Raw genomic sequence first — 22,230 nt, 5'->3', positions numbered from 1 at the left:
TAAGGCAGTTTTGGGCGCTGTCACCTTACCATCTATTAAGATACTAAGCGATGTAGGCTGGCCATTGTCTTTAAAGACGCCCTTTTGAACTTGGCGCCACAATGTTAGGATGAGCCCTTACAGCCATAATTTTGTATCAACAACTGTTTATACCCCCACTGTACACAATAATAAAAAATTTAAATGGCCATTGTTCTAGACCAGCTCATTAATCAAGGTATCAGTTAATGCATCAGCCAATGTATCAGTTAACAGATGAATGAATGGGCCACTCAATAAGTCATTTAGTCATAAGGAGCAACAAATGAAAGCGGTTTTTTTAGACAGAGGCACTTTTTTGGAAGGATTGGCGCTGCCAAAACCTCAAGGTATTGATGAGTATCAAACCTTTGATGAGACGCCCCAAGACGATCAGTTAATCATCGAGCGCTGCCAAGGGGCGCAGATTATCTTTACCAATAAGGTAAAAATTAGCGCTGAGGTTATCGCCGCTTTACCGGACCTAAAGCTCATTCAATTAACGGCCACTGGCATGAACAATGTGGATGCTGACGCCTGTAAAAAACAGGGTGTTGAGCTATACAATGTCGCCGGTTATGCCGTAAAAAGTGTGCCAGAACATACCTTTATGTTAATGTTGGCGGCACTGCGCTCCGGTGTTCATTATCACAACAAAGTCATCGATGGCAGCTGGGAGGCCTCAGGCAACTTCAGCCTGATGGATGTGCCATTAATTGACTTAGAGGATACCACCTTGGGCATTATCGGTGTCGGCACCATTGGCAAACGAGTCACCGAAATTGCCAAAGCCTTTGGCATGACTGTGCTTTGGGCCGAGCATCAAGGTCAAGCGCCGCGCAATGATGAGTATACCGACTTTGACACTGTGCTCGAGACCTCTGATGTGATTAGCCTGCACTGTCCATTGACCGAAAAAACAGCGCACCTCATTAACGCTGATACTTTGGCCAAAATGAGCAAAAAACCCTTGGTGGTGAACGTGGCACGCGGCGGAATTGTAGACTCAAAAGCCATGGTTGAAGCGCTAGAGCAAGGTCAAGTACTGGGCTACGCCACTGATGTGTTTGAACAAGAGCCGACCACTCAGGAGGATCCATTATGGCAATTGGGGCAAAAAAATCATCCACGCCTGATTTTTAGTCCGCACAATGCTTGGGCCAGTAAGGCTGCGCAGCAAAAGCTGTGGGATATTTTAACCGAACAGGTCAGTGAATTTATTACCACACACAAACACTCAGTGTCATCCTAGCTATTGAGCGATAGCCGTTTATCAAAAAAGCCCCATAGCATTGAACTGAACCCCAAATGTTGGACGGTTTAGTTTAGATCAAGGACTGAGTTCTGTATTGCACAGGACTCAGTCCTTTTAGTTTAAGTTGAATACGCTCATGGTAAGAGAGCTCATACCGTGGCGACCTAGGCTACCTAGCCCATAAACAGACTACGCCCAAAACAGCACAAACACGCAAGCCATGGCCAGTAAAATACCCACAATATTAAGCTTACTGAGCGACTCTTTAAAACCAAATACGCCAACCAAAGTGGCCACAGCAATAACCCCAACGTTCATACCCGTAAACACCACACTTGGCGAGTCAGACAGCACTTGGTGCGCTTTAACATAAGCATAGATATTACCCGTATTTAATGCCCCAAGCAGCACGCCTGCGATCAAGGCTTTGCTGTCCCACACGGTCTTTTTGGCAATCAGATACATGAATAGCAAGGCAGCAGATAGACCAAAGGCCATAAATAAGGTCAACGCAAAAGCAGCCCCTTGTTTGGCCACTTGCTTAAATAAGATATCAATCACCCCATAACCCAGCCACACCCCCAGCAGCCATAGCCCAACTGGTCTTTTTATCGGTGCCGTATTGGGCGTTGAGGAGTAGACTGATTGTCCAACCACCGCCGGCTCCGGATTACGAGTAATGAGCGCCAATAATGCCAAAAACCCAAGCGCTATGCCCAAGGTGCGCTGCGTGGTCAAGGTTTCACCAAATAAGACAAAGGCGGCAACAATAGGAATAATCAGTGACAGTCTTTGCGCCGCGTCAGTAGCGATAATGCCAACAGACTCAATGGCTCGGCCTAAGATGACAAACACCAAAGGCAGTAATATGCCTAGCAGCAGAATAATACCCCACGCATCACCAAGCTGCCCTATCCCTGACAAGTCTGGCTTGAGTAATACAAATGTGAGTAAAAATGCCACAGGATAACCGGCCGCGATGGTCTGGCGGATATCTACTTGTTGATGACGAAGCACTTTGAGCAAAATAGAAACTGCCACACTGCATAGCACAGCGATAACCAGATATGTCATAGTTTTTGAGCCCAATTCATAAAAACAGCAAAGAATGTAACAATTTATTTCGAAAGATACAAGATATTTTGCTCGACCTAATTTTGACACCTCATATCACAGCTTAGCGCAAAATCAGCCTTGGCAGTCAGCAATTTGTTAAAATAAGCCCTTGTTTCTGGCCGGTTTATCCCTATCTAGTACAAACTACCTGTCTTATGCCCATATCAGCTCTGATTATACGGACTATCAGGCCTATACTTATAGAGCCGGCTTTATAGCCGACTTTTTAGGGTTAAACGTGTAGTTGTTGTTCATATACCTATTGCTTGTTCAAATACAGCATCCAGCTTTTGTGCTACTCAGCTTTTTACCTGGTATCGCATCGATATGCGACACTCAAAAAAAGATAGTGCTGCGTTGTCATATTATTCCTCTACTATGACGATTTGTGCCTTCTAAAACCACTATCTTTCATCACAACCAACATCGATCCTGCTGACTTTTATGAAAAAGCTCTTTCACTATTTTGAAACCCGTCTTTCAGCTTTCCCAGAGAACAAGATCCCGCTACCTAAAGAGGGACTGTTTAAGTTTTTGTGGGCCTGTACCTATGGTCTGCGTGGCTGGCTGCTGTTATTTATGATTCTCACAGCCGGTATCGGTATGTACGAGGCCATGCTGTTTGCGTGGATTGGCAATCTGGTCGACTGGCTTGGGATGTATACCCCCTCTAGTCTGTGGGCAGAAAAAAGCGGACCATTAAAGCTGATGGCTGTGGTGCTGATTATCAGTCCATTTTGGGTCGGCTTTGCCGCTTTGGTTCACTTCCAAGTTATCCAAGGCGTGTTCCCGATGCAGATGCGGTGGCGCTTTCATAAGCGTATGCTGGGTCAGTCGATGCAGTTTTACCAAAATGAATTCTCAGGACGCGTCTCTGCTAAAGTGATGCAGACAGCGCTTGCGGTGCGCGATACCGTGATAACTGTGGTGGATATGATGATTTATGTGCTGGTGTATTTCGTCACCAGTGGCATTATTTTATTCAAGCTCGATAGTCTACTGCTTATCCCCTTTGCGCTATGGTTGGTGTTGTTTGGGTTTACGCTTTGGTATTTTTTGCCCAAATTAAAGCAAACAGCCAGCATTCAGGCCGATGCACGCGCCTTGATGACAGGGCGCATTACCGATGCTTATGCCAACATTATGACCGTCAAGCTATTTAGCCACTCTCAGCGTGAGCTAAGTTATGCCAAATCAGCGATGAAGCAGTTTTTGGCCACAGTACATGGTCAGATGCGCTGGGTGACGGCGCTGGAATTTGTGAACCATCTCATTAGCGTCATCTTAATTGGCAGTACCGCCGCCATTGGTCTGCACTTATGGCAGCGCGGTGATGTGGGTGTGGGCGCTATTGCCGCAGCTACCGCTATGGCACTGCGCTTAAATGGCTTAACCCACTGGATTATGTGGCAAATGGCCAGCTTGTTTGAAAGCGTGGGTACGGTGCAAGATGGTATTCGCACGTTGTCTGCACCGCAAAGCGTGGTGGACAAGCCCGGTGCTCCGGATATGGTGGTCCGTGAGGGTCATATTGAGTTTAAAAACGTCGACTTCGGCTATGAAGGCAGCGACCTGAGTATCGCCACAGAAGACAGCAAGCCTGAAGCATCAACCAAGCACAAAAACTACATTAAGCTGCTCGATAACTTTAATCTGGATATCAAACCTGGTGAAAAGATTGGCTTAGTGGGGCGTTCAGGGGCGGGTAAATCGACCTTGGTTAATTTGCTACTGCGCTTTTATGATGTCGATGGCGGACATATTATTATTGATGGTCAAGCCATTGATGCGGTGACGCAAGAGAGTCTGCGCCAACAGATTGGTATGGTCACTCAAGACACCTCGCTTTTGCACCGTACAGTGCGTGAGAACATTGCTTATGGCCGCCCGACTGCCACAGACGCTGAGATTATCGCGGCATGTAAGCAGGCACAAGCTTGGGACTTCATCCAAGGCCTGCACGATGCCAAAGGCAATACCGGGCTTGATACACAGGTCGGTGAGCGTGGGGTTAAGCTATCAGGGGGGCAACGTCAGCGTATCGCTATTGCCCGAGTTATGCTAAAAAATGCGCCCATTTTATTGTTAGATGAGGCCACCAGTGCGCTCGATTCAGAAGTTGAGCACGCCATCACCGAAAGCTTAAACAGCATGATGATGGGCAAAACTGTGATTGCCATTGCCCACCGTCTATCGACCATTGCCGCGTTAGATCGCTTAGTGGTCATGGACAAAGGCTGCATTATTGAGCAAGGCAGTCACGAAGAGTTGTTGGCGAAAAACGGTGTTTATGCCAGTCTGTGGCAAAGACAAAGTGGCGGCTTCTTAGGCGATGATGAGGACATAGCGACGTAAGCTTAAGTTTAGCATGAGACTAACCTAAGCTCATGATTAGTAGGCTTATGATTAGATAAGCAAGCCTGTTAGCGCCGCTTATACTATTACACAGCTGGCTAGCAAACAGCTAAAAAAAAGGATGCACACATGAAAGGACTTCAGGTCAATGACACCGCCCAATTTGAGCATAGTATCAAGCTTTCGGGCAAACAGGCTCGCTACTATGACTTTGCTCAATTACATACTACCTCTGACAGCACTGTGTCAGAGATTGAGTCATCAAATAATCAGCCGCAGCCTAAACCTATGGCTCATTTTTATGGCGGTAATGGCTTTACAGTGGGTGTGTATCAGCCGTTACTCAGTGCACTAAGTGACCAGTTTCATGTGACCAGCTTGGCGATGCGTGGCTACTGGCATGACCTACCCCAAGATAAGGTGATGACTCGGGAGCAAGACGCTGACATGCTGATTGAATTCTTAGAGCAAACCCAAAGTGGCCCGGTCATCGGCATCGGTCATTCCCAAGGCGCTACGGCTACTGCACTGGCAGCAGCCAAACGCCCAGATTTGTTTTGTGCTATTTATTTAATTGACCCAGTGACCTTTACCAAAGCGCAATCGCTGTTGTATAGCCGTATACCCAGACGTGTGTTATTAACTCGTCAGCCCTTTAAAAGCACAAAAGTCAAACAAGCAGACTGGGAGAGCGTCGAGGCCTACTATCAACATCTGCGCGCTCAGTCACCTTTTCGCCGTATCAGTGATGAGAACTTGCGCCTATTTGCTGCCAATAGCTTAATTGAAAAGCCTGAAGGCGGATTTACGCTATTGTTTGGCCCACAATATGAGCTGGCCAGCTACTTTGGCACGCCCTATATTACCCCTGCCCTAAAAAAACTCAATCAATTAAATCTGCCCTACCATCTGATTTTGGCCAAGCCCACCATGTTTGTCAGCGATGATGTCCGCAAAAGCTGGCAAGGCATTGTGCCCCGCGACCGGATAACCACCTTAGCAGACTATGGCCATTTAGTGCCGATGGAAGCACCAGAGCAGTGTGCCAAGCTTATTTTTAAGCTGCAGTCACGCTAGCTGCGTGTGCCATAAAGATACAAGCTTATGAGCACTTTATTTGCACCAGCCCCGACCGATAATCTGTTGCCCTATGACGGTATTGTCAATGATTTGGGGCGACTCATCACTGATGATAAAGCGCTGTATCAGCAGCTGCTTGCCGAGTTGCCTTGGCAGTCTGACAAAGTTACTTTGTTTGGCAAAACCCATATAACCACTCGGCAGATTGTGTGGATGGGAGATACCCCAAGCGCATCCACACAGGCTCTTAGCTATACTTACTCAGGACATACCCGCCCTATTGAGCCTTGGCATCCGGCTGTGTTTCACGTGAAACATATGATTGAACAGCAATTACAACCGCTAAAAATTTGCACTCAATTTAACAGTTGTCTGCTAAATTACTACCCTAGTGGCGAGGAGGGCATGGGCTATCATGCCGATGATGAGCCTGAGCTTGGGTATCAGCCAATTATCGCCTCACTGTCATTGGGTGCCACCCGTAAATTTGTGTTTAAGCATAAAAAAACTCAAGATAAAGTCGAGCTTTATCTTGAGTCAGGACAACTGGTCGTGATGCGTGGTGATACTCAGCAGTACTGGAAACACAGTATCACTAAGACTAAAAAGGTGGATACCGGGCGGATAAGCTTAACCTTCCGCCATATGCTTAACCATCCTTAATGCATTCATACGGTAATCTGCTGTGTCTTAGACAATTGGCTTGCATCACACTTAAATAAAGCCCTACATCTCCAGCACAATCTTACCAAAGCTGTCCCCTGTCTCTAGCGCCTGATGTGCGTCGGCAGTTTTTGCCAATGGATAAGTATCTTGGATCTGAAGCACAAGCTTACCTTGGGCAATCTGATTTAAGACTGCGGCCAAGTCTTGAGCATTGGGCTTAGCAATAAAGCCTTCTACTTGTAGCTGTTTATCCGCCCCCGCTTTTTTTAGCTCATCGGCCCAAATCGAAGGCAATACCACCACACGGCCACCGGTCTTGACCACGGCTAATGCCTTTTTACCCGCTTCACCGCCCACCAAGTCTAATAATAAATCGGCCTCAAGCTCTGGAAAAGCTTCTTGTTTGGTGTAGTCGATCCAGCCTTCAAGTTTGCTTAGGTCAATGAAACTACCGATTTTTTGATACTTCTCAGCCGAGCAAGTAAGGGTAATCTTAATGCCTTTTTCCTCGATGGCATTCACCAGCATTTGTAAGGTGAGATGGCCCACCCCGCCGGCAGGTGCACTCATAACCACATGCTCACCTGGTTTAATATCAGCAAAATCAATCATTTGCTTGGCAGTGATGCCGACGCAAGGCAGCGCACCGGCTGTCTTTAGATCGACTGCTTCAGGCACTTTTGTCAACACTTGAGCGTCCACAGTATTATATTGAGCATAGCAGCCGCCTTGGAAATTTAAGGCAGCCACCTTATCTCCTGGCTTAAAGTCCGCTACGGTACTGTCGACCACCTCGCCTGCCATATCAAAGCCCAATATCGCAGGCTGATTGGCAGCAAACTGATTGTCTTTGATACTTTGTGCGCCCCAGCCCAAACCTTGACGGGTTTTATAGTCGACTGGGTTAATGCCGGCGTATGCAATCTTGACTAAGACCATACCTGTATCAAGACTAGGCACCACCATATCTGAGCGATACTGCAAAACATCTGCCTCACCAAATTCTGTGATGATGATGGCCGATTGTGTCTGTGGGTACGTTGAAGACATGACATACTCCTTGTATTGTTATTGCTTTAGTGAGTGGTAGTCCTACAGCATAATACCGTTACGCTAAGAACTCTAGCCTAACTCTGTATATCTATGCCATCTTGACTGCCACCTCGCCTAAAGCATCACTACAATGTCTGCATTAAGCCTCTTTTAAAGACTCAGGTACGTCTGCACCGTCTTCGATATCTAGGCGTTTGCTTTTCTCGCCTTTGGCAACAATCCCACCGCCCACTTGTATGGCATGAATTTTACCGCCTTTATTAACTTCTACTGTATTTACCTCATTGCCTTGGGTCTCTAAATTACCACCGATATTAATTTGCTCAGCTTCTCCGCCCTCTTTAACCGATAAGCCAATGGCTTTTAGGGTAGATAATACCCCTTTCACCAGTGACTGGCCTTCACCACCGTGGGTAATCACATCACGGTGCACAGTCAGCTTGCCAATTTTACGGCTTAACTGAATACCAATTGAGCCATCGCCGAAGGTTTCGATGCTGCCAAATTCGATATTATCCACTGTCCCATCATACTGGTTATAACCACGTGCCCCTAGACCATAAGTCTTCACATCGCCTTTTACCACAAAGTTACCCACAGTACCGAAGTTTACGAATCCTATACCGCTTGGGCCGTACGAGATAACATCTTTTTCTGACAGCCAGTTATCCACATGTCCCCAAGTATCTAACACCATATCGCTAACGCCATAAGTTACGATGGTCTCATTATGGGTGAGCTGTTTGACAGTGGCGCCATAGACAATAAAGATTGCGGCAGTAATGATATCGGGTACGCCAAACGGCAATTTACCATTTGAATACACCGCACCGGTGGTAATGCGATCAGCCACAACCGTACCACCCTCATCACCAAAGCCTGAAACAAATAAGCCTGAGCCTAATACAGGGGCATTTTTACGACCAATCGTAATATTGTCTATCGTTAAATCAATCCGACTGTCTTTTTCGCTATTAAAGTTATACACAGTCAGCGCACCTTGAAGCACATTGACGCCGTACTTTTGCGGCTGCTCTGGGTAATGGCGCGCATCACAGGCGATAATGTCTACATCTTTAATGCTGACCTTGGCCGACTTAGTACCTGGACGGGTGATGAATGACAATTGCCCGACTAGGCTTAGATTTTCAAATTGAAAGCTGCCCAAATCTTGTTCTTGCAAGATGTTATAAATAGCACGGTGTGAGGCATCGGCCTGAATGTTTAAGTCTTTGATGCGGTTATTCTTGGTTAAGGCAATACCATCGGTACGCGAAAACGATAAGGTTGGCAGCTCGCCGTTTTCTTGTGCTTCACCTCGCAATATCACATTAGGGGCTAAGGTAAATGAGCTACTGACCAAGATGCTTCGGCCGATGACCAGCTCTTGTTCACCTTTCATGACTGCTTGGACTAATTCATTGTAAGTTGTAATGTGACTCATGGTATTTGCCTTTTTATTTATTGATTGCTGATTATTAAGTTGTGGGTTATTCGCTTATGGGCATTTAATTGACATCCGCCCTCCCTAAAGTCACCCCTAATCTAAAACTAACTATAATTAGATACATTAAATGGGTTCTTTTATGGCGAAGGTTAATAAATAAGATAGCTGAGTTTTATTGTTTTTTTTGCAAAAAAATGTGGTAGTTATATTAATATATGATTAACAAAGGTTAAGTAAAATTTGACATAGCTCATACCTACTCTTTGCTCAGACAAATTTTAGACACAAAAAAAGACGGGCCTAACCGATACCCGTCTTTTTTAGTTTTCGATATTGTAGCGTTAAGGTGATAGACGATAAGTCTTTATCACTTAGATTTTAATTATAGAGGTGGCCTACCACATACCACGGCGATGGTTCGTTACCCAGCGGTGCATACCTAGGACATTTAGGGTTTTCATGTTACTAAAGTTAGTCCACTCTTGTACTTCTGGACTAAATTTTACGTTACGATATAACTGATCCCAAGTCTGACCTCTACGGGTTAAGTCGAGTACTTGTTGATGCAAATCTACCATATAGTTGCGTAAGGCCACTTGATCCGCTTTAGTGGCTGGGGTGTAGTGACCAATATCAATGATATCCACATCTTGAGCCACTACCCAATCTAAAGTATCAATCCAGCCTGGATAATAAAAGTCTAAGAAGTCATTGTATGGCATGGTCTTATGCTGACACACGTCGGTACATTGTAGCGCTTTCTGACGGGGGAATAACACCATGGTCATGCTGTCTGAGTGGCTTGGCGCTACGTGATGTAGCTCTACTTTTTCGCCGCCCAAAGTAATGCTCATGTCCTTGTCAAAGACTTTATCTGGCACGGCATAAGGTAGTTTTTCACCAATAATTGGCTCAAGTGCGCGCTGATTGGCGACCACTGTTGCACCTGCTCTTTGAAACACATCCGTTCCAGCCATATGGTCAGCATGAGCATGAGTCACTACCACATATTTGACGGGTACTTTAAAGCGCTCATTAATCTCTTTATTTAACCATTCAGCCGCACAAGTCGCGCCGGCATCAACAACCAAAGCACCTTCATCGGTAATCATAACGATGCCACTGTGCACGGCCAAACCTTTGCCGTTAGTATGGCGATATAAGTTGTCTTTTAGATGCACGAGAGTAGGTGCCGCATCATCACACATGCCTACAGTAAAGTCAGGCAACACAGGACGTGCACCAATCTTCGACTTATCAACCGCCACTCCGGTATCTGAGGCCGCTGTTGCAGCCAATGACAAGGTTAACCCTGCCAATGCCAACATAGATTTTTTCAAAAAACTCATAATAAACCTCCAAAATTTTATAATAGGTAATGAAATTAAACCACTACTCATAATCTTTAACTTATAATGTAGACTATATCTTAGTGTGTTTAATTCCTAAAGTTTTATTTCATTATGTTAACTTGTGATTCATTAAGTAACTTATGATTAACTTTTGTAAAAAAATATAGATGGATTAATAAAGATTTTAGAGCTTATACCTTGTGGTAAAAGGTCTATAGATTTGTTACTCTATTATATCAGCAATCTTTCATTAATAAAATTTAACATAGTGCAAGGATTGTTTATACAAGGTAAAATAAAAACCTAAGCATAATATATCCCTTATACCGAATAACTGAGTTTTCAGCTTGCTGAAAAGACGCCTAGAAAAATATAAAAGCGTTAGTTATAAGGATTATAATAAATTGCTAAGTAAATGATTACCCCCCTTTGACAGCGTAACCTAACAGCTGTTTTATGCTTGTTTAATAAACCTTTAACCTTGGTTTTTTACCTAATTTGAGGATACTATCATGACAACTTCTAACAAATCAGCTGAAGCGTTGGCTAACAAATCACTTTCCAGACGTCAGCTAATCGGCGCTGCCGGTATTGGTCTAAGCGCCACTGTTCTACCGTTAATGAGCACTCAAGTGTTTGCGGCGGCGAATGATGCCAAGACGCCACCTGCGCCCTATCTTGCCAGCACCGCAGAAAAGAAATTAAACGTCATCAGTCTAGACCGCTTGGAAGTTGAAGCGCGTGCCGTCATTCCTAGAGCCGGCTATGAATTCGTATCAGGGGCAGCTGGTGAAGAATGGACCTTACGTGAAAACCGCCGTGCTTTTAACGACTACCGTATCGCAGCTAAGCGCTTGGTCGGTCTATCAAATAATGACATTAATATCAAAACCCGCCTATTGGGCTTAGATTTAAACTCACCCATCATGGTTGCGCCAATGGGTGCTCATGCTATGGTGCATGAAAAAGCTGAGCAAGATACCTCACGTGGTGCCGGCCTAGCCAAAACTTTATATTGCTCTTCTGGGGCCTCAAATGCCACGTTAGAAGAGATTGCAAGTGCCACAACTGGTCCAAAATGGTTCCAGTTGTACTACAACAATGATGAAGCTGTGACACGTCAGCTACTTACTCGTGCCAAAAAAGCAGGTTACTCAGCCATCATCTTGACTGCCGATGCCTTAGGCCCAGGTCAGCCTGATAACTTTAAAGCCATGGGCAGCCCATTCCGTCCTGACAAAAACTTCGGTAACCATGATCCGAAAAAAGGCGGCTTTGGTAACTTCTTTGATCAAAAAACCTCTTTAACCACCAAAGACATTAAGTTCATCAAGAGCTTCACCGGTCTACCTGTCGTTGTTAAAGGTATTTTACGCCCTGATGATGCGGATAAATTTATCCGTGCCGGCGCCGATGCCATTCAAGTATCCAACCATGGTGGTCGTCAAATCGATGGTGTACCTGCCAGTATGACTGCGCTACCGGCCATCGCTAAGGTTGTAAACAACCGTGTGCCTATCATTTTAGATGGTGGTGTACGCCGTGGTATTGATGTTGTGCGTGCTTTGGCAATGGGTGCAGATGCTGTGGCCGTTGGTCGTCCAGTATTATATGGTCTAGGCTTAGGCGGCGCGCAAGGCGTTCAGTCAGTGCTTGAGTTCTTAGAGCAAGATTTAAAAACAGCCATGCTACTTAGTGGTGCAGCCAAACTGTCTGATTTAAACCCAAGCTACATTGATATCGTTGGTGAGAATGAGAAATACGACACTTATAATGGCTAAGAGCTGATAATTAAGCGCTAAAAGCCTATAGGTGTGAATACTAAAAAAAGCTGAGCCCCGATATGGGAGCTCAGCTTTTTTTTGGTGCTGACTGTATATTAAGGTGTTGACTGTATATTAAGGTATTGATTGTACATTCAAATGACAACGGCTTACTCTTGCGGACTATTGCCATCTAATAAGTCTTTATCACCGCTGTGGTCTTGGATTTCCTCTTCTACTTTTTGCATCAATTTTGGATCAGGCTTGGCATCAAAGATCTCTTTGACCGCCTTATCACCCAGTATCTGCTTGGCGCGCTGCTTGGCTTGCTCTTTTTGTACGGTATCTGGTTTGGCTTGATTATTGAGTGCCGCTATTTGTTTGCTCAGCGCTTCAATCAGCTTAGGATTATTTGCCACAAAGCTGTTGTCATATTCAGTAGACTCTGCTGATTCACCGGATAAGGCGCTATGCAATTGCATGATGGCATGCTCTACATCTTGGTTAAAGCGCAACCGATAAATCGGTTCAGGTAAGCTAAAGCCATGGTCCTCAAGAGCATGCTTGGCTTCACGAATAGCGATACTACGAGCTTTCATGATATCGGTATCGGTTTGATCGACCCATACTTGAAATTCGAGCATGATATTGGAGTCGCCGACTTCAGTAATAATGCACACAGCTTTTGGGTTATCAAGGACGAAATCCAGACTGTTAACTGCCTCTAAGCCTACCTTGATTGCTGCTAAGGGGTCATCATTAGCATCGACGCCCAACTGAAAGGTAAAGCGGCGCTCGGGGTTTTTGGTGTAGTTTAAGATAGTACCTTTAAACACCTCTGAATTTGGCAACCGCAATTGATTGCCATCTGAGGTCATCAAAATGGTGGCCCGACTGGTCAGACGTACCACAATGCCTTGCTGACCATTAATACTGACCAAATCTCGCGCCTGAAAGGGCTGACGGATACTGAGCATCAAAGAGGCAATATAGTTCTCAATGGTGTCTTTTACTGCAAAGCCCACTGCAATACCGATGACACCGGCACCTCCGAGCAAGGTGCCAATGATGGCCTCAGCCCCCATCAGGCTTAAGCCGAGCAACAGCGCAATAACAAAGAACAGCACCTTAACCGTTTGTGCCAGCAGTTCGGCAATAAAGGGATTGGGAGTGATGCGCTGCCATAACGACTCACGCCGTGCCAGCCAAGACCCAAACCAAACTACTGCAGCAAACACTAAAATGGCCACTACCAGCAGCGGTAACGCCTGGATAAAAGCACGGATTTGCTGGTTTAGCGAACTAATTACCGGCGTGACATTGTCTTGCACATCCAGCGTACGACTAATGCGGTCCTCGACGGCCACCACATCGCTGACCCTATTGGCTAAGCTAATGGCTTGCTGCGCCTTTTTTTCATTGGGCACTTCACCCGATATACTGACCACACCTTGGCTAACCGTAACGCTAAGCGCTTTTAATCCTTCAATCTCAGAGTAGATACCGCTAATGCGCTGCTTGATATCTTGATCATTGACCTGATCAGGCTTGGTGGCAATCACGGTGTCTTTGTCGGTTATATTGCCCGCGGTAGGCACATTGACCGCGCCCGGTGTCTCAGCTATGTCTGGCTTATCTGAGTCCACCGGTTGCTGCTCAATCTCTTGATTACTCGCCACCGGCTCGGCACTGACGCTTGCGGCCTCACTGTTAGTATCTTGCTGCTCTGCTTCAGTTAGCGCTTGCGCCGGCAAGCACCATAGCCATGCACTAACAAGGAGCATCACAGCCCCTAGCCTGCCCCTATCAGCGGTGATGGGTTTTAGGCGCAAGCCAGATTCAGTGGTGCGGTGGCTATGAGACGGCTTTAAAAAAAAGGGCATTGTTCTCCGGTTACTCTGATGTTTTTAGGTTGAGGGTCTGCTTATCTGAATATCTACTGGGCTTTGGGGTGCACTACTTATCCAAATAAGCCTGAGCCTCGCCCAAATCTAGGGTGCCTTCATAAATAGCACGGCCTGTAATGATACCCTCAATGCAGTCACCATAGGGTTTTAGCAGCTCAATGTCCTTCATATCAGTCACGCCGCCTGATGCGATAACCGGCAGACCACCAACACGGGCCAAATTCACGGTTTGCTCGACGTTCACGCCTTGCATCATGCCATCACGCGCAATATCGGTATACACGATAGAAGATACGCCAGCATCAGCAAAGCGCTTAGCAAGCTCAGTGGCCTTAGTATCGGTGACATTGGCCCAGCCATGGGTAGCAACCATGCCGTCTTTGGCATCAATACCGACGATGATATGACCGGCAAACTCTCGGCAAGCCTCTTCCACAAACTCGGGGTTTTCAACCGCCTTGGTACCGATAATAATATAGGTCAGTCCCGCAGCCAGATAATGCTCAATGGTCTGTAGGCTGCGTACACCGCCGCCAAGCTGTACAGGTAGGTTCGGATGCGCCTTAGCGATTTGCATCACCACATCTTTGTGCACCGGCACACCATCAAAGGCACCATTTAGGTCCACCAAATGCAAACGACGGGCACCCTCATTCACCCAGCGAGTGGCCATCGCCACAGGGTCGTCAGAAAATACGGTGTCATCTTCCATACGGCCTTGCTTAAGACGCACGCACTTGCCATCTTTTAGATCAATGGCAGGAATAAGAAGTGGTGCCACAGCGGTCGTTACATCGGTATTTTGGGTAAAAGGAGATTGAGTACGCATATCAAAGGCCTTAGCTTAAATAGTAAGCGAGGAAAAATATAGGGTGAGTAAAAAGCATTTTTAGGTTACATTTGTAGCCTCAAACTGCTTAAATTAGCAAACATACTGGCAATTTTAGGGTAATTTAACGTATAATCCTAGGTTATATTGTATATGTATTTTGGTAGCCAGTCGCCACTGTCTTCTATGCTAAGAGGTTAGCACAGGTATAACTATTCGTAAGCATTTTTCCTAAATCTCGCGGGTTTTATAGTTCTGAAGTGCGTTTTTGTCGTGCTGCTGCTACATCTTATCTTTGCAAGATCATATCTCGGTCACTGCGCCGTTCTTGACTTGTGCAAACCCGACAGGACGTCTGGCCTTTCTTCGCTTATGGAATAAGTTCGCTTATGATTACCATCAAAAAGGGGCTTGATTTGCCCATTGCTGGCGCTCCCAGCAGTGAAATCACCCAGCATTCGCCAAAGCACGTTGCACTTGTGGGCTACGACTATGTCGGTATGAAGCCCACAATGAACGTTAAAGAAGGTGATATTGTCACAAAAGGCCAACCTGTTTTTGAAGACAAAAAACGCGTTGGTGTGATCTACACCGCACCCGCCTCAGGTAAAGTCGTTGCTGTTAATCGTGGCGACCGCCGAGTATTTGAAAGCCTCGTCATTGAGATTGATCCCAATGCTGGCCCAAATGCTAATGAGGTGACGTTCAAGCAATATGCCTCAAACGAGTTGGCGGGATTAGACGCTGAAGCTGTGCAAGCGCAATTAATCAAATCTGGTGAATGGACGGCGTTTCGTACTCGCCCTTATAGCCGTACACCTGAAATTGGTGCGCGTCCACAAGCTATCTTCGTCACCGCAATGGATACCAATCCATTAGCCTTCGACCCGATGCTGCTTATCCAGCAAGAACAGCAAGCCTTCGATGATGGTCTTGCCGTTTTGTCGACCTTATCTCCCAAAACTTATGTGTGTCATCACGGCAATGCCAATTTGCCAAAAGTCGCCAAAATAGCGCCTGGCAACAGCACCGAATATCATGCTTTTGCAGGTAAGCACCCTGCAGGTAATGCCGGTACCCACATTCACTTTTTACACCCCGTCAGCCGTGATGTGACGGTGTGGACCATTGGCTTTCAAGATGTGATTGCCATTGGTAAGTTGTTTACCACAGGCCGCTTATATACCAGCCGTCTTATTAGCTTGGCAGGCCCTGCGGTGGCCAAGCCACATCTGGTGCTTACTGAGCGCGGTGCCGAGTTAACTCAGCTGACTCAAGGTGAATTAATCTCTGGTGACAACCGTATTATTACCGGCTCGGTATTGTCCGGCCGTAAAACCATTGGCACCACCGCTTATTTGGGCCGTTTTCATAACCAAGTAAGCGTGTTACAAGAAGGCTATGAGCGCCCAGCGTTCCACTTCTTTAGCCCAGGCTTTAACCGCTTCTCAAAACTGCCTATTTATATCTCGCAGTTTTTTAAGAGCAAAAAATACAACTTTACCACGACCACAAATGGCTCTCCTCGTGCCATGGTGCCCATTGGCGTCTTCGAGGAAGTCATGCCACAAGACTATTTGCCAACCCAATTACTACGTGCCCTAATTGTTGAAGATATCATCTCAGCAGTAGACCTCGGTGCTTTAGAGCTTGATGAAGAAGACTTGGCACTTTGTACCTTTGTATCACCGGGTAAATACGAGTTTGGCGACATCTTGCGTGATAACTTAACTCGCATCGAGCTGGAGGGCTAACGCTGATGAAATTTTTACACAATATGTTTGACCGCTTAGAGCCTAATTTCACCAAAGGTGGCAAACTTGAGAAATACTACGCTGTGTTTGAAATGTTCGATACTTTCTTACGTCAGCCAAGCAGCACAACCCATTCAGCGGCGCACGTCCGTGATGGTATTGATCTAAAACGCATCATGATTGTGGTGTGGTTATGTACGTTCCCTGCCATGTTTTGGGGTATGTACAACGTCGGTCATCAAGCGTTAATGGCCATTAGCCAATTAGGGCTACAGCCTGAAGGCTGGCGCACGGCTATTACCAACATGGTCGGCTATGATCCAAACAGTATGTGGGCCGCCTTCGTTTATGGCGCCATGCAGTTTTTACCCATTTATATCGTAACTTTCGCAGTCGGTATCTTTTGGGAGATCGTGTTCGCTGTGGTGCGTGGTCATGAAGTGAACGAAGGTTTCTTCGTCACCTCAGTGCTATTTGCACTGTGTTTGCCACCTGATATTCCTTTATGGCAAGTTGCCCTTGGCATCAGCTTCGGTGTGGTTGTCGCTAAAGAGGTATTCGGTGGTACCGGCAAAAACTTCTTAAACCCTGCCCTATCAGGTCGTGCGTTTTTGTATTTTGCTTACCCCGCTTACATGTCAGGCGATACTGTTTGGACGGCTGTTGATGGCTTCTCAGGGGCAACACCTTTAGGTCTAGCGGCCATCGGTGTGACACCAGATAAATTCGTCGACGCTTACGGCTCAGCCATTACGTGGATGGATGCTTTCTTAGGCAACATGCAAGGCAGTATTGGTGAAGTATCTACCCTAGCTATCTTACTGGGTATGATTGTGCTTATCTGGACTCGCATTGCCTCATGGCGCATTATCGCCGGCTGTGTGGTCGGTCTGGTAGCCACTTCAATGGTATTTAACGCTGTCGGCTCAAGCGACAACTTAATGATGAGTCTACCTTGGTACTGGCATTTGGTATTGGGCGGTTTCGCTTTTGGTGCGGTATTTATGGCCACCGACCCTGTATCAGCTGCTCACACCAACAAAGGCCGCTGGGCATATGGTATTTTGATTGGCTTTATGACGGTGTTAATTCGCGTCATCAACCCCGCCTTCCCAGAAGGCATCATGCTAGCCATCTTATTTGCTAACTTGTTTGCGCCTTTGTTTGACTACTTTGTCACTCAAGCAAACATCAAACGTCAAACGGCTCGGAGGATGCGTCATGTCCCAGCAGACTAAGAAAAGCTCAAACTCAAACATGACCACCATTATGGTGGCCCTAGTCTTATGTTTGGTGTGTTCCGTAATGGTATCCGCCGTAGCAGTAGGCTTAAAACCCGCTCAAGTAGACAACCAGCTACTTGACCGTAACAAAAACATCTTGGTAGCAGCCGGCTTATTTGACCCAGCGAAAGACACCAACCAAGATGTCGAAGAGCGCTTTAAAGATTTTGAAGTAAAATTGGTGGACCTACAAAAAGGTCATTACGCAACCGAGCAAGAGCTAACGACTGCCGGTATCACAGATATTGACAAGTACGATGCCGACCAAGCTTCTAAAAACAAGGCGCTAAGCATCGACTTAGGTAATGATGACCCAGCTGGTATCGGCTCAACGCCAAAATTTGCCAAAGTTTATGTAAAAAATGATGCCAATGGCAAACCTGAGCTGATGGTACTTCCGGTACATGGCTATGGTCTTTGGGGCACCATGTACGGCTTCTTAACCTTAGAGGGCGACTTAAATACGGTAAAAGGTATCAGTTGGTACGCTCATAAAGAGACCCCAGGTCTTGGTGCTCGTATTGAAGAAGATAAATGGCGTGATCAGTGGAAAGGCGTTCATGCTTATAATGACCAAGGTGAAGTGGCCACAGGGGTTACTAAAGCCGGTCAACCTAAGCCAAACGAAAACTGGGTAGATGGCATCAGTGGGGCAACCTTAACCAGCGCCGGTGTAAAAAACCTTATCCAATTTTGGTTGGGTGACCGCGGTTACAAACCATTTTTAGACAACTTACGTAGTGGCACTCCGAACAACACAGCTAACGCTCAGACATCAACCACTGCGGGCGAGGAGGCATAACATGGCTACAGAAACTAAAAAAATCTTAACCACGCCGATTTTTGACAATAACCCCATTGCGTTACAAATCTTGGGTATTTGTTCGGCACTGGCAGTAACAACCAGCGTAAAAAACGCGTTGGTTATGTGTATTGCTTTGACCTTGGTAACGGCTTTTTCAAGCTTTTTTATCTCAACCATCCGTAATCGTATTCCCTCAAGCATCCGTATTATTGTACAGATGACCATTATTGCCTCACTGGTAATCGTGGTGGATCAGATTCTAAAAGCAGTGGCTTATGATGTGAGTAAGTCACTTTCGGTATTCGTTGGTTTGATTATCACCAACTGTATCGTTATGGGCCGTGCTGAAGCGTTTGCTATGAGTAACCCTCCTGTACCAAGCTTTTTAGATGGTATTGGTAACGGTCTTGGCTATTCAGCGGTATTGCTATTTGTGGCCACTATTCGTGAACTCTTAGGTAACGGCAGCATCTTAGGCATTACCCTACTACAACCCGTCACCGATGGTGGCTGGTATGTGCCAAATGGCTTATTACTACTTCCCCCTTCTGCTTTCTTTATTATTGCGATGTTTATCACAGTAGTACGTATCTGGAAGCCTGAGCAAGTAGAAGAGCCTGAGTTTGTTATTAAGCCGCAGTCGAAAGGCATGGCTCATGGAGGAGGTCACTAATGGGACATTATGTCAGCTTATTTATCACGTCTGTTTTTATTGAAAACATGGCGCTTGCCTACTTCCTAGGCATGTGTACCTTCTTGGCGGTATCGAAAAAAGTATCTACTGCCATTGGTCTTGGTGTGGCCGTTATCGTGGTAATGAGTATCACCGTACCACTAAACAACCTCTTGTTTCAGTTCATCCTAAAAAATGGGGCGCTGGCTTGGGCAGGTTTCCCAGATATCGACTTAAGCTTCTTAGGGCTGCTAAGCTACATCGCTTTGATTGCTGCTACCGTTCAGATCCTTGAGATGTTCTTGGATAAATTTGTGCCCTCACTATATAACGCACTTGGGGTGTTCTTACCGCTGATCACTGTAAACTGTGCCATCATGGGCGGCGTACTGTTCATGGTTGAGCGTGACTACAACTTCACCGAATCTTTAACTTATGGTGTGGGTGCTGGTTTTGGTTGGGCATTAGCGATTGCTTTATTAGCGGGTATCCGTGAAAAGCTAAAATACTCAGACGTACCTGCCCCACTACGCGGCTTAGGTATTACTTTTATTACTGTCGGATTGATGTCGCTTGGATTTATGTCATTTGGTGGCATGTCAATTTAACCGATTTACATTGCCCGTTTAATAGATAACAAGCGATTTTAATATTTAAAAAAGGACAAAAATCATGGAGTTATTTGGTACCGCCATTGGCGGCGTCGCCATGTTTACCCTGATTATCATGAGCTTGGTAGCCATTATTTTGATTGCCCGCTCAAGATTGGTCAGCTCAGGGGATGTCACCATTCATATTAATGGCAATCCTGACAATGATGTGGTAACCCCAGCCGGTGGTAAACTATTACAAACTCTCGCCAGCGAAGGTATCTTCTTATCATCCGCTTGTGGTGGTGGTGGAACCTGTGCCCAGTGCCGCTGTAAAGTCATCGAGGGTGGTGGTTCTATTCTGCCTACTGAAGAAGGTCACTTCACTCAAGGCGAAATCCGTGACAACATGCGTTTGGCGTGTCAGGTTGCGGTGAAGCAAGACATGAAAATCGAGATTGACCCTGAATTCTTTGATGTACAAAAATGGGAATGTGAGGTTGTCTCGAACGACAACGTGGCCACTTTTATTAAAGAGCTGGTATTAAAAATTCCAGATGGTGAAGAGGTCAACTTCCGTGCCGGTGGTTATGTACAGCTTGAGGCGCCGCCGCATGAAGTGCATTATAAAGACTTCGATGTTGCAGAAGAGTATCGCGGTGACTGGGATCATTTCGGCTTATTTAAATATGTCTCAAAAGTAGATGAGCCAGTGATCCGTGCCTATTCAATGGCCAACTATCCGGATGAAAAAGGCATTATCAAGTTTAACATCCGTATTGCCAGTCCGCCGCCTCGTGGCCCTGAAGGTATCCCACCAGGCAAGATGTCATCTTATGTATTTAGCTTAAAGCCAGGTGATAAGGTCACTGTATCAGGTCCTTATGGTGAATTCTTCGCCAAAGACACCAAAGCTGAGATGGTATTCATCGGTGGTGGTGCAGGTATGGCGCCAATGCGCTCGCACATTTTCGATCAGTTAAAACGTCTGCATTCAGATCGTAAGATCAGCTTCTGGTATGGTGCACGTTCGGTTCGCGAGATGTTCTATGTTGAAGATTATGACATGTTAGCGGAGCAGTTCGATAACTTCGAATGGCACGTGGCACTGTCTGATCCACAGCCTGAAGACAACTGGGAAGGGTATACTGGATTCATTCACAACGTGTTGTTTGAGGAATATCTAAAAGACCATCCAAACCCAGAAGACTGTGAATTCTATATGTGTGGGCCACCGGTGATGAACGCCGCGGTTATCGACATGCTACACAGCTTAGGTGTCGAAGATGAAAACATCTTATTGGATGATTTCGGTGGTTAGTGAGCGGGATGAATGCCTGCTGACAAAGAGCCACTGCTCTTAAGCCGATAAACTGTGATAAATTAAGAGCCTCAATGGAGGCTCTTTTTTTATGGCCACTATTTATAAAATCTGCCCTACTAACTCTGTCACATAAGAAAGGATGCTTATGAAAACCAAACTAAATAACCTAACCATTTGGATTACTGGTGCCTCAAGTGGGCTGGGTGAAGCGCTGGCGATAGAATTCGCTCGCCGCGGTGCCACAATTATATTAAGCGGGCGCAATAAACAAAAGCTCGAGGCCGTTAAAGCCAAATGTAAAAAACCGACAAAACACGTCGTGGTGCCCTTTGATATCTTAGACGTCGCACAAGCTGAAGCGGCTTATGCCACCGTTATCCAAAATGCGGGCCATGTCGATTGGCTGATTAATAACGCGGGGGTCAGTCAGCGCTCATTAATTATGCAGACCAGTGAGGCCGTTGAGCGCCAATTGATGGAGATCGATTATTTTGCTCAGACCCGACTAACGCGTTTGGTACTACCAGATATGATTGCCCAGGGTGGCGGCAAGGTGGTGATGGTCTCAAGTGTGGCCGGATTATTAGGTACACAATATCGCGGTGCTTATGGTGCGGCCAAAGCGGCCATTCACATGTGGGCCAATAGCTTGCGTGCCGAATTAAGTGAGGACAATATTAAAGTGGCCACCATATTCCCAGGCTTTATCCAGACCAACGTCTCCATCAATGCCCTGACTGCAGATGGCAGCGCTCAAGGCACGATGGATGACGCCACTGACCAAGGCCTAAGTGCCAAAGCCTTTGCTAAGCAAGCGGTAAAAGCCTTGGTTCAAGACGAGGAGTACATTATCGTCGCAGGTCAAAAAGAGAAGTTTGCCACCTTAGTCAACCGGGTATCACCGCCTAAGCTGTATAAACTTATCCGCGGCGCAAAAGTTAAGTAGTAAAGTAAAGCTAA

18 protein-coding genes and 1 pseudogene are annotated in these 22,230 nt (G+C 46.1%); 12 read left to right on the top strand and 7 right to left on the bottom strand.

The window, feature by feature from the left end; all coding sequences use genetic code 11:
- Positions 1-304: 304 nt before the first annotated feature.
- Positions 305-1,270, top strand: coding sequence for a D-2-hydroxyacid dehydrogenase (locus DLE54_RS00620; protein WP_110815914.1), 966 nt, complete (start codon positions 305-307; stop codon positions 1,268-1,270).
- 73 nt (positions 1,271-1,343) lie between these two features.
- Here the strand turns inward: DLE54_RS00620 and DLE54_RS12225 are convergent.
- Both DLE54_RS12225 and DLE54_RS00610 read right to left on the bottom strand, forming a co-directional pair.
- Positions 1,344-1,409 (bottom strand): annotated as a pseudogene (locus tag DLE54_RS12225) (IS3 family transposase); the annotation flags it as partial.
- Between the two features lie 53 nt (positions 1,410-1,462).
- The gene (locus DLE54_RS00610) at positions 1,463-2,347 is read right to left on the bottom strand and encodes an EamA/RhaT family transporter (protein ID WP_110815913.1); all 885 of its coding nucleotides are present in this window, start codon (positions 2,345-2,347) and stop codon (positions 1,463-1,465) included.
- Positions 2,348-2,833: 486 nt separating this feature from the next.
- On the opposite strand from DLE54_RS00610, the gene DLE54_RS00605 reads away from it, so the two are divergent.
- From DLE54_RS00605 to DLE54_RS00595, 3 genes are all read left to right on the top strand, one after another.
- Positions 2,834-4,744 carry an ABC transporter ATP-binding protein gene (locus DLE54_RS00605; protein WP_110815912.1) on the top strand — a complete coding sequence of 637 codons (1,911 nt, stop codon included), beginning with the start codon at positions 2,834-2,836 and terminating at the stop codon, positions 4,742-4,744.
- A gap of 129 nt (positions 4,745-4,873) precedes the next feature.
- Positions 4,874-5,821: an alpha/beta fold hydrolase gene (locus DLE54_RS00600; protein ID WP_110815911.1), complete on the top strand. Its 948-nt coding sequence runs from the start codon at positions 4,874-4,876 to the stop codon at positions 5,819-5,821.
- 27 nt (positions 5,822-5,848) lie between these two features.
- Complete coding sequence (locus tag DLE54_RS00595) at positions 5,849-6,487, top strand: alpha-ketoglutarate-dependent dioxygenase AlkB family protein (RefSeq protein WP_011959402.1); 639 nt, start codon at positions 5,849-5,851, stop codon at positions 6,485-6,487.
- A gap of 63 nt (positions 6,488-6,550) precedes the next feature.
- Here the strand turns inward: DLE54_RS00595 and DLE54_RS00590 are convergent, their stop codons facing one another.
- The 3 genes from DLE54_RS00590 to DLE54_RS00580 all read right to left on the bottom strand — a co-directional run bounded on the left by DLE54_RS00590 (position 6,551) and on the right by DLE54_RS00580 (position 10,339).
- The gene (locus tag DLE54_RS00590) at positions 6,551-7,540 is read right to left on the bottom strand and encodes an NADP-dependent oxidoreductase (RefSeq protein ID WP_110815910.1); all 990 of its coding nucleotides are present in this window, start codon (positions 7,538-7,540) and stop codon (positions 6,551-6,553) included.
- A gap of 142 nt (positions 7,541-7,682) precedes the next feature.
- Positions 7,683-8,987 carry a hypothetical protein gene (locus DLE54_RS00585; RefSeq protein WP_227535346.1) on the bottom strand — a complete coding sequence of 435 codons (1,305 nt, stop codon included), beginning with the start codon at positions 8,985-8,987 and terminating at the stop codon, positions 7,683-7,685.
- Positions 8,988-9,385: 398 nt separating this feature from the next.
- Positions 9,386-10,339 (bottom strand): MBL fold metallo-hydrolase, encoded by a 954-nt coding sequence (locus tag DLE54_RS00580; RefSeq protein ID WP_110815909.1) that lies wholly within the window; start codon positions 10,337-10,339, stop codon positions 9,386-9,388.
- Positions 10,340-10,854: 515 nt separating this feature from the next.
- Here DLE54_RS00580 and DLE54_RS00575 point away from each other — a divergent pair.
- Positions 10,855-12,123 (top strand): alpha-hydroxy-acid oxidizing protein, encoded by a 1,269-nt coding sequence (locus DLE54_RS00575; protein WP_110815908.1) that lies wholly within the window; start codon positions 10,855-10,857, stop codon positions 12,121-12,123.
- A 152-nt stretch (positions 12,124-12,275) separates the two neighbouring features.
- Here DLE54_RS00575 and DLE54_RS00570 read toward each other — a convergent pair whose 3' ends face one another.
- Together DLE54_RS00570 and hisA are read right to left on the bottom strand one after the other, a co-directional pair.
- Complete coding sequence (locus tag DLE54_RS00570; protein WP_110817256.1) at positions 12,276-13,889, bottom strand: mechanosensitive ion channel family protein; 1,614 nt, start codon at positions 13,887-13,889, stop codon at positions 12,276-12,278.
- Between the two features lie 172 nt (positions 13,890-14,061).
- Positions 14,062-14,841 carry a 1-(5-phosphoribosyl)-5-[(5-phosphoribosylamino)methylideneamino]imidazole-4-carboxamide isomerase gene (hisA, locus tag DLE54_RS00565; RefSeq protein ID WP_011959397.1) on the bottom strand — a complete coding sequence of 260 codons (780 nt, stop codon included), beginning with the start codon at positions 14,839-14,841 and terminating at the stop codon, positions 14,062-14,064.
- 389 nt (positions 14,842-15,230) lie between these two features.
- Between hisA and DLE54_RS00560 the strand changes: the two genes are divergently transcribed.
- From DLE54_RS00560 to DLE54_RS00530, 7 genes are all read left to right on the top strand, one after another.
- Positions 15,231-16,595 carry a Na(+)-translocating NADH-quinone reductase subunit A gene (locus DLE54_RS00560; protein ID WP_110815907.1) on the top strand — a complete coding sequence of 455 codons (1,365 nt, stop codon included), beginning with the start codon at positions 15,231-15,233 and terminating at the stop codon, positions 16,593-16,595.
- A 5-nt stretch (positions 16,596-16,600) separates the two neighbouring features.
- Positions 16,601-17,833, top strand: a complete 1,233-nt coding sequence (locus tag DLE54_RS00555) for an NADH:ubiquinone reductase (Na(+)-transporting) subunit B (RefSeq protein ID WP_011959395.1) — start codon at positions 16,601-16,603, stop codon at positions 17,831-17,833.
- On the top strand, positions 17,817-18,680 hold the full coding sequence (locus DLE54_RS00550) for a Na(+)-translocating NADH-quinone reductase subunit C (protein ID WP_110815906.1): 864 nt from the start codon (positions 17,817-17,819) through the stop codon (positions 18,678-18,680). Before DLE54_RS00555 ends, DLE54_RS00550 begins: the two co-directional genes overlap by 17 nt.
- Before the next feature lies 1 nt (position 18,681).
- Positions 18,682-19,356, top strand: a complete 675-nt coding sequence (locus DLE54_RS00545; RefSeq protein WP_011959393.1) for an NADH:ubiquinone reductase (Na(+)-transporting) subunit D — start codon at positions 18,682-18,684, stop codon at positions 19,354-19,356.
- Entirely contained in the window at positions 19,356-19,964 is a 609-nt protein-coding gene (gene nqrE, locus DLE54_RS00540) for an NADH:ubiquinone reductase (Na(+)-transporting) subunit E (RefSeq protein WP_011959392.1), read from the top strand. Before DLE54_RS00545 ends, nqrE begins: the two co-directional genes overlap by 1 nt.
- Before the next feature lie 64 nt (positions 19,965-20,028).
- A complete protein-coding gene (nqrF, locus tag DLE54_RS00535) occupies positions 20,029-21,267 on the top strand; it encodes an NADH:ubiquinone reductase (Na(+)-transporting) subunit F (RefSeq protein ID WP_011959391.1) in 1,239 nt (412 codons plus the stop codon).
- A 148-nt stretch (positions 21,268-21,415) separates the two neighbouring features.
- Complete coding sequence (locus tag DLE54_RS00530; RefSeq protein ID WP_011959389.1) at positions 21,416-22,216, top strand: SDR family NAD(P)-dependent oxidoreductase; 801 nt, start codon at positions 21,416-21,418, stop codon at positions 22,214-22,216.
- The last annotated feature ends 14 nt before the right edge of the window (positions 22,217-22,230 follow it).

It is taken from the genome of Psychrobacter sp. YP14 (genome assembly GCF_003209315.1).
Classification (GTDB): Bacteria; Pseudomonadota; Gammaproteobacteria; order Pseudomonadales; family Moraxellaceae; genus Psychrobacter; species Psychrobacter raelei.
This window is presented reverse-complemented; position numbering and strand designations above follow the sequence as displayed.

Excerpts from the sequence above, each read along its gene's own strand:
- DLE54_RS00590 (WP_110815910.1), bottom strand. The coding sequence starts at position 7,540 with ATGTCTTCAACGTACCCACAGACACAATCGGCCATCATCATCACAGAA.
- nqrF (WP_011959391.1), top strand. The coding sequence starts at position 20,029 with ATGGAGTTATTTGGTACCGCCATTGGCGGCGTCGCCATGTTTACCCTG.
- DLE54_RS00530 (WP_011959389.1), top strand. The coding sequence starts at position 21,416 with ATGAAAACCAAACTAAATAACCTAACCATTTGGATTACTGGTGCCTCA.
- DLE54_RS00580 (WP_110815909.1), bottom strand. The coding sequence starts at position 10,339 with ATGAGTTTTTTGAAAAAATCTATGTTGGCATTGGCAGGGTTAACCTTG.
- DLE54_RS00550 (WP_110815906.1), top strand. The coding sequence starts at position 17,817 with ATGTCCCAGCAGACTAAGAAAAGCTCAAACTCAAACATGACCACCATT.
- hisA (WP_011959397.1), bottom strand. The coding sequence starts at position 14,841 with ATGCGTACTCAATCTCCTTTTACCCAAAATACCGATGTAACGACCGCT.
- nqrE (WP_011959392.1), top strand. The coding sequence starts at position 19,356 with ATGGGACATTATGTCAGCTTATTTATCACGTCTGTTTTTATTGAAAAC.
- DLE54_RS00560 (WP_110815907.1), top strand. The coding sequence starts at position 15,231 with ATGATTACCATCAAAAAGGGGCTTGATTTGCCCATTGCTGGCGCTCCC.
- DLE54_RS00605 (WP_110815912.1), top strand. The coding sequence starts at position 2,834 with ATGAAAAAGCTCTTTCACTATTTTGAAACCCGTCTTTCAGCTTTCCCA.
- DLE54_RS00585 (WP_227535346.1), bottom strand. The coding sequence starts at position 8,987 with ATGAGTCACATTACAACTTACAATGAATTAGTCCAAGCAGTCATGAAA.
- DLE54_RS00595 (WP_011959402.1), top strand. The coding sequence starts at position 5,849 with ATGAGCACTTTATTTGCACCAGCCCCGACCGATAATCTGTTGCCCTAT.
- DLE54_RS00610 (WP_110815913.1), bottom strand. The coding sequence starts at position 2,347 with ATGACATATCTGGTTATCGCTGTGCTATGCAGTGTGGCAGTTTCTATT.
- DLE54_RS00575 (WP_110815908.1), top strand. The coding sequence starts at position 10,855 with ATGACAACTTCTAACAAATCAGCTGAAGCGTTGGCTAACAAATCACTT.
- DLE54_RS00600 (WP_110815911.1), top strand. The coding sequence starts at position 4,874 with ATGAAAGGACTTCAGGTCAATGACACCGCCCAATTTGAGCATAGTATC.
- DLE54_RS00555 (WP_011959395.1), top strand. The coding sequence starts at position 16,601 with ATGAAATTTTTACACAATATGTTTGACCGCTTAGAGCCTAATTTCACC.
- DLE54_RS00570 (WP_110817256.1), bottom strand. The coding sequence starts at position 13,889 with ATGCTCCTTGTTAGTGCATGGCTATGGTGCTTGCCGGCGCAAGCGCTA.
- DLE54_RS00620 (WP_110815914.1), top strand. The coding sequence starts at position 305 with ATGAAAGCGGTTTTTTTAGACAGAGGCACTTTTTTGGAAGGATTGGCG.
- DLE54_RS00545 (WP_011959393.1), top strand. The coding sequence starts at position 18,682 with ATGGCTACAGAAACTAAAAAAATCTTAACCACGCCGATTTTTGACAAT.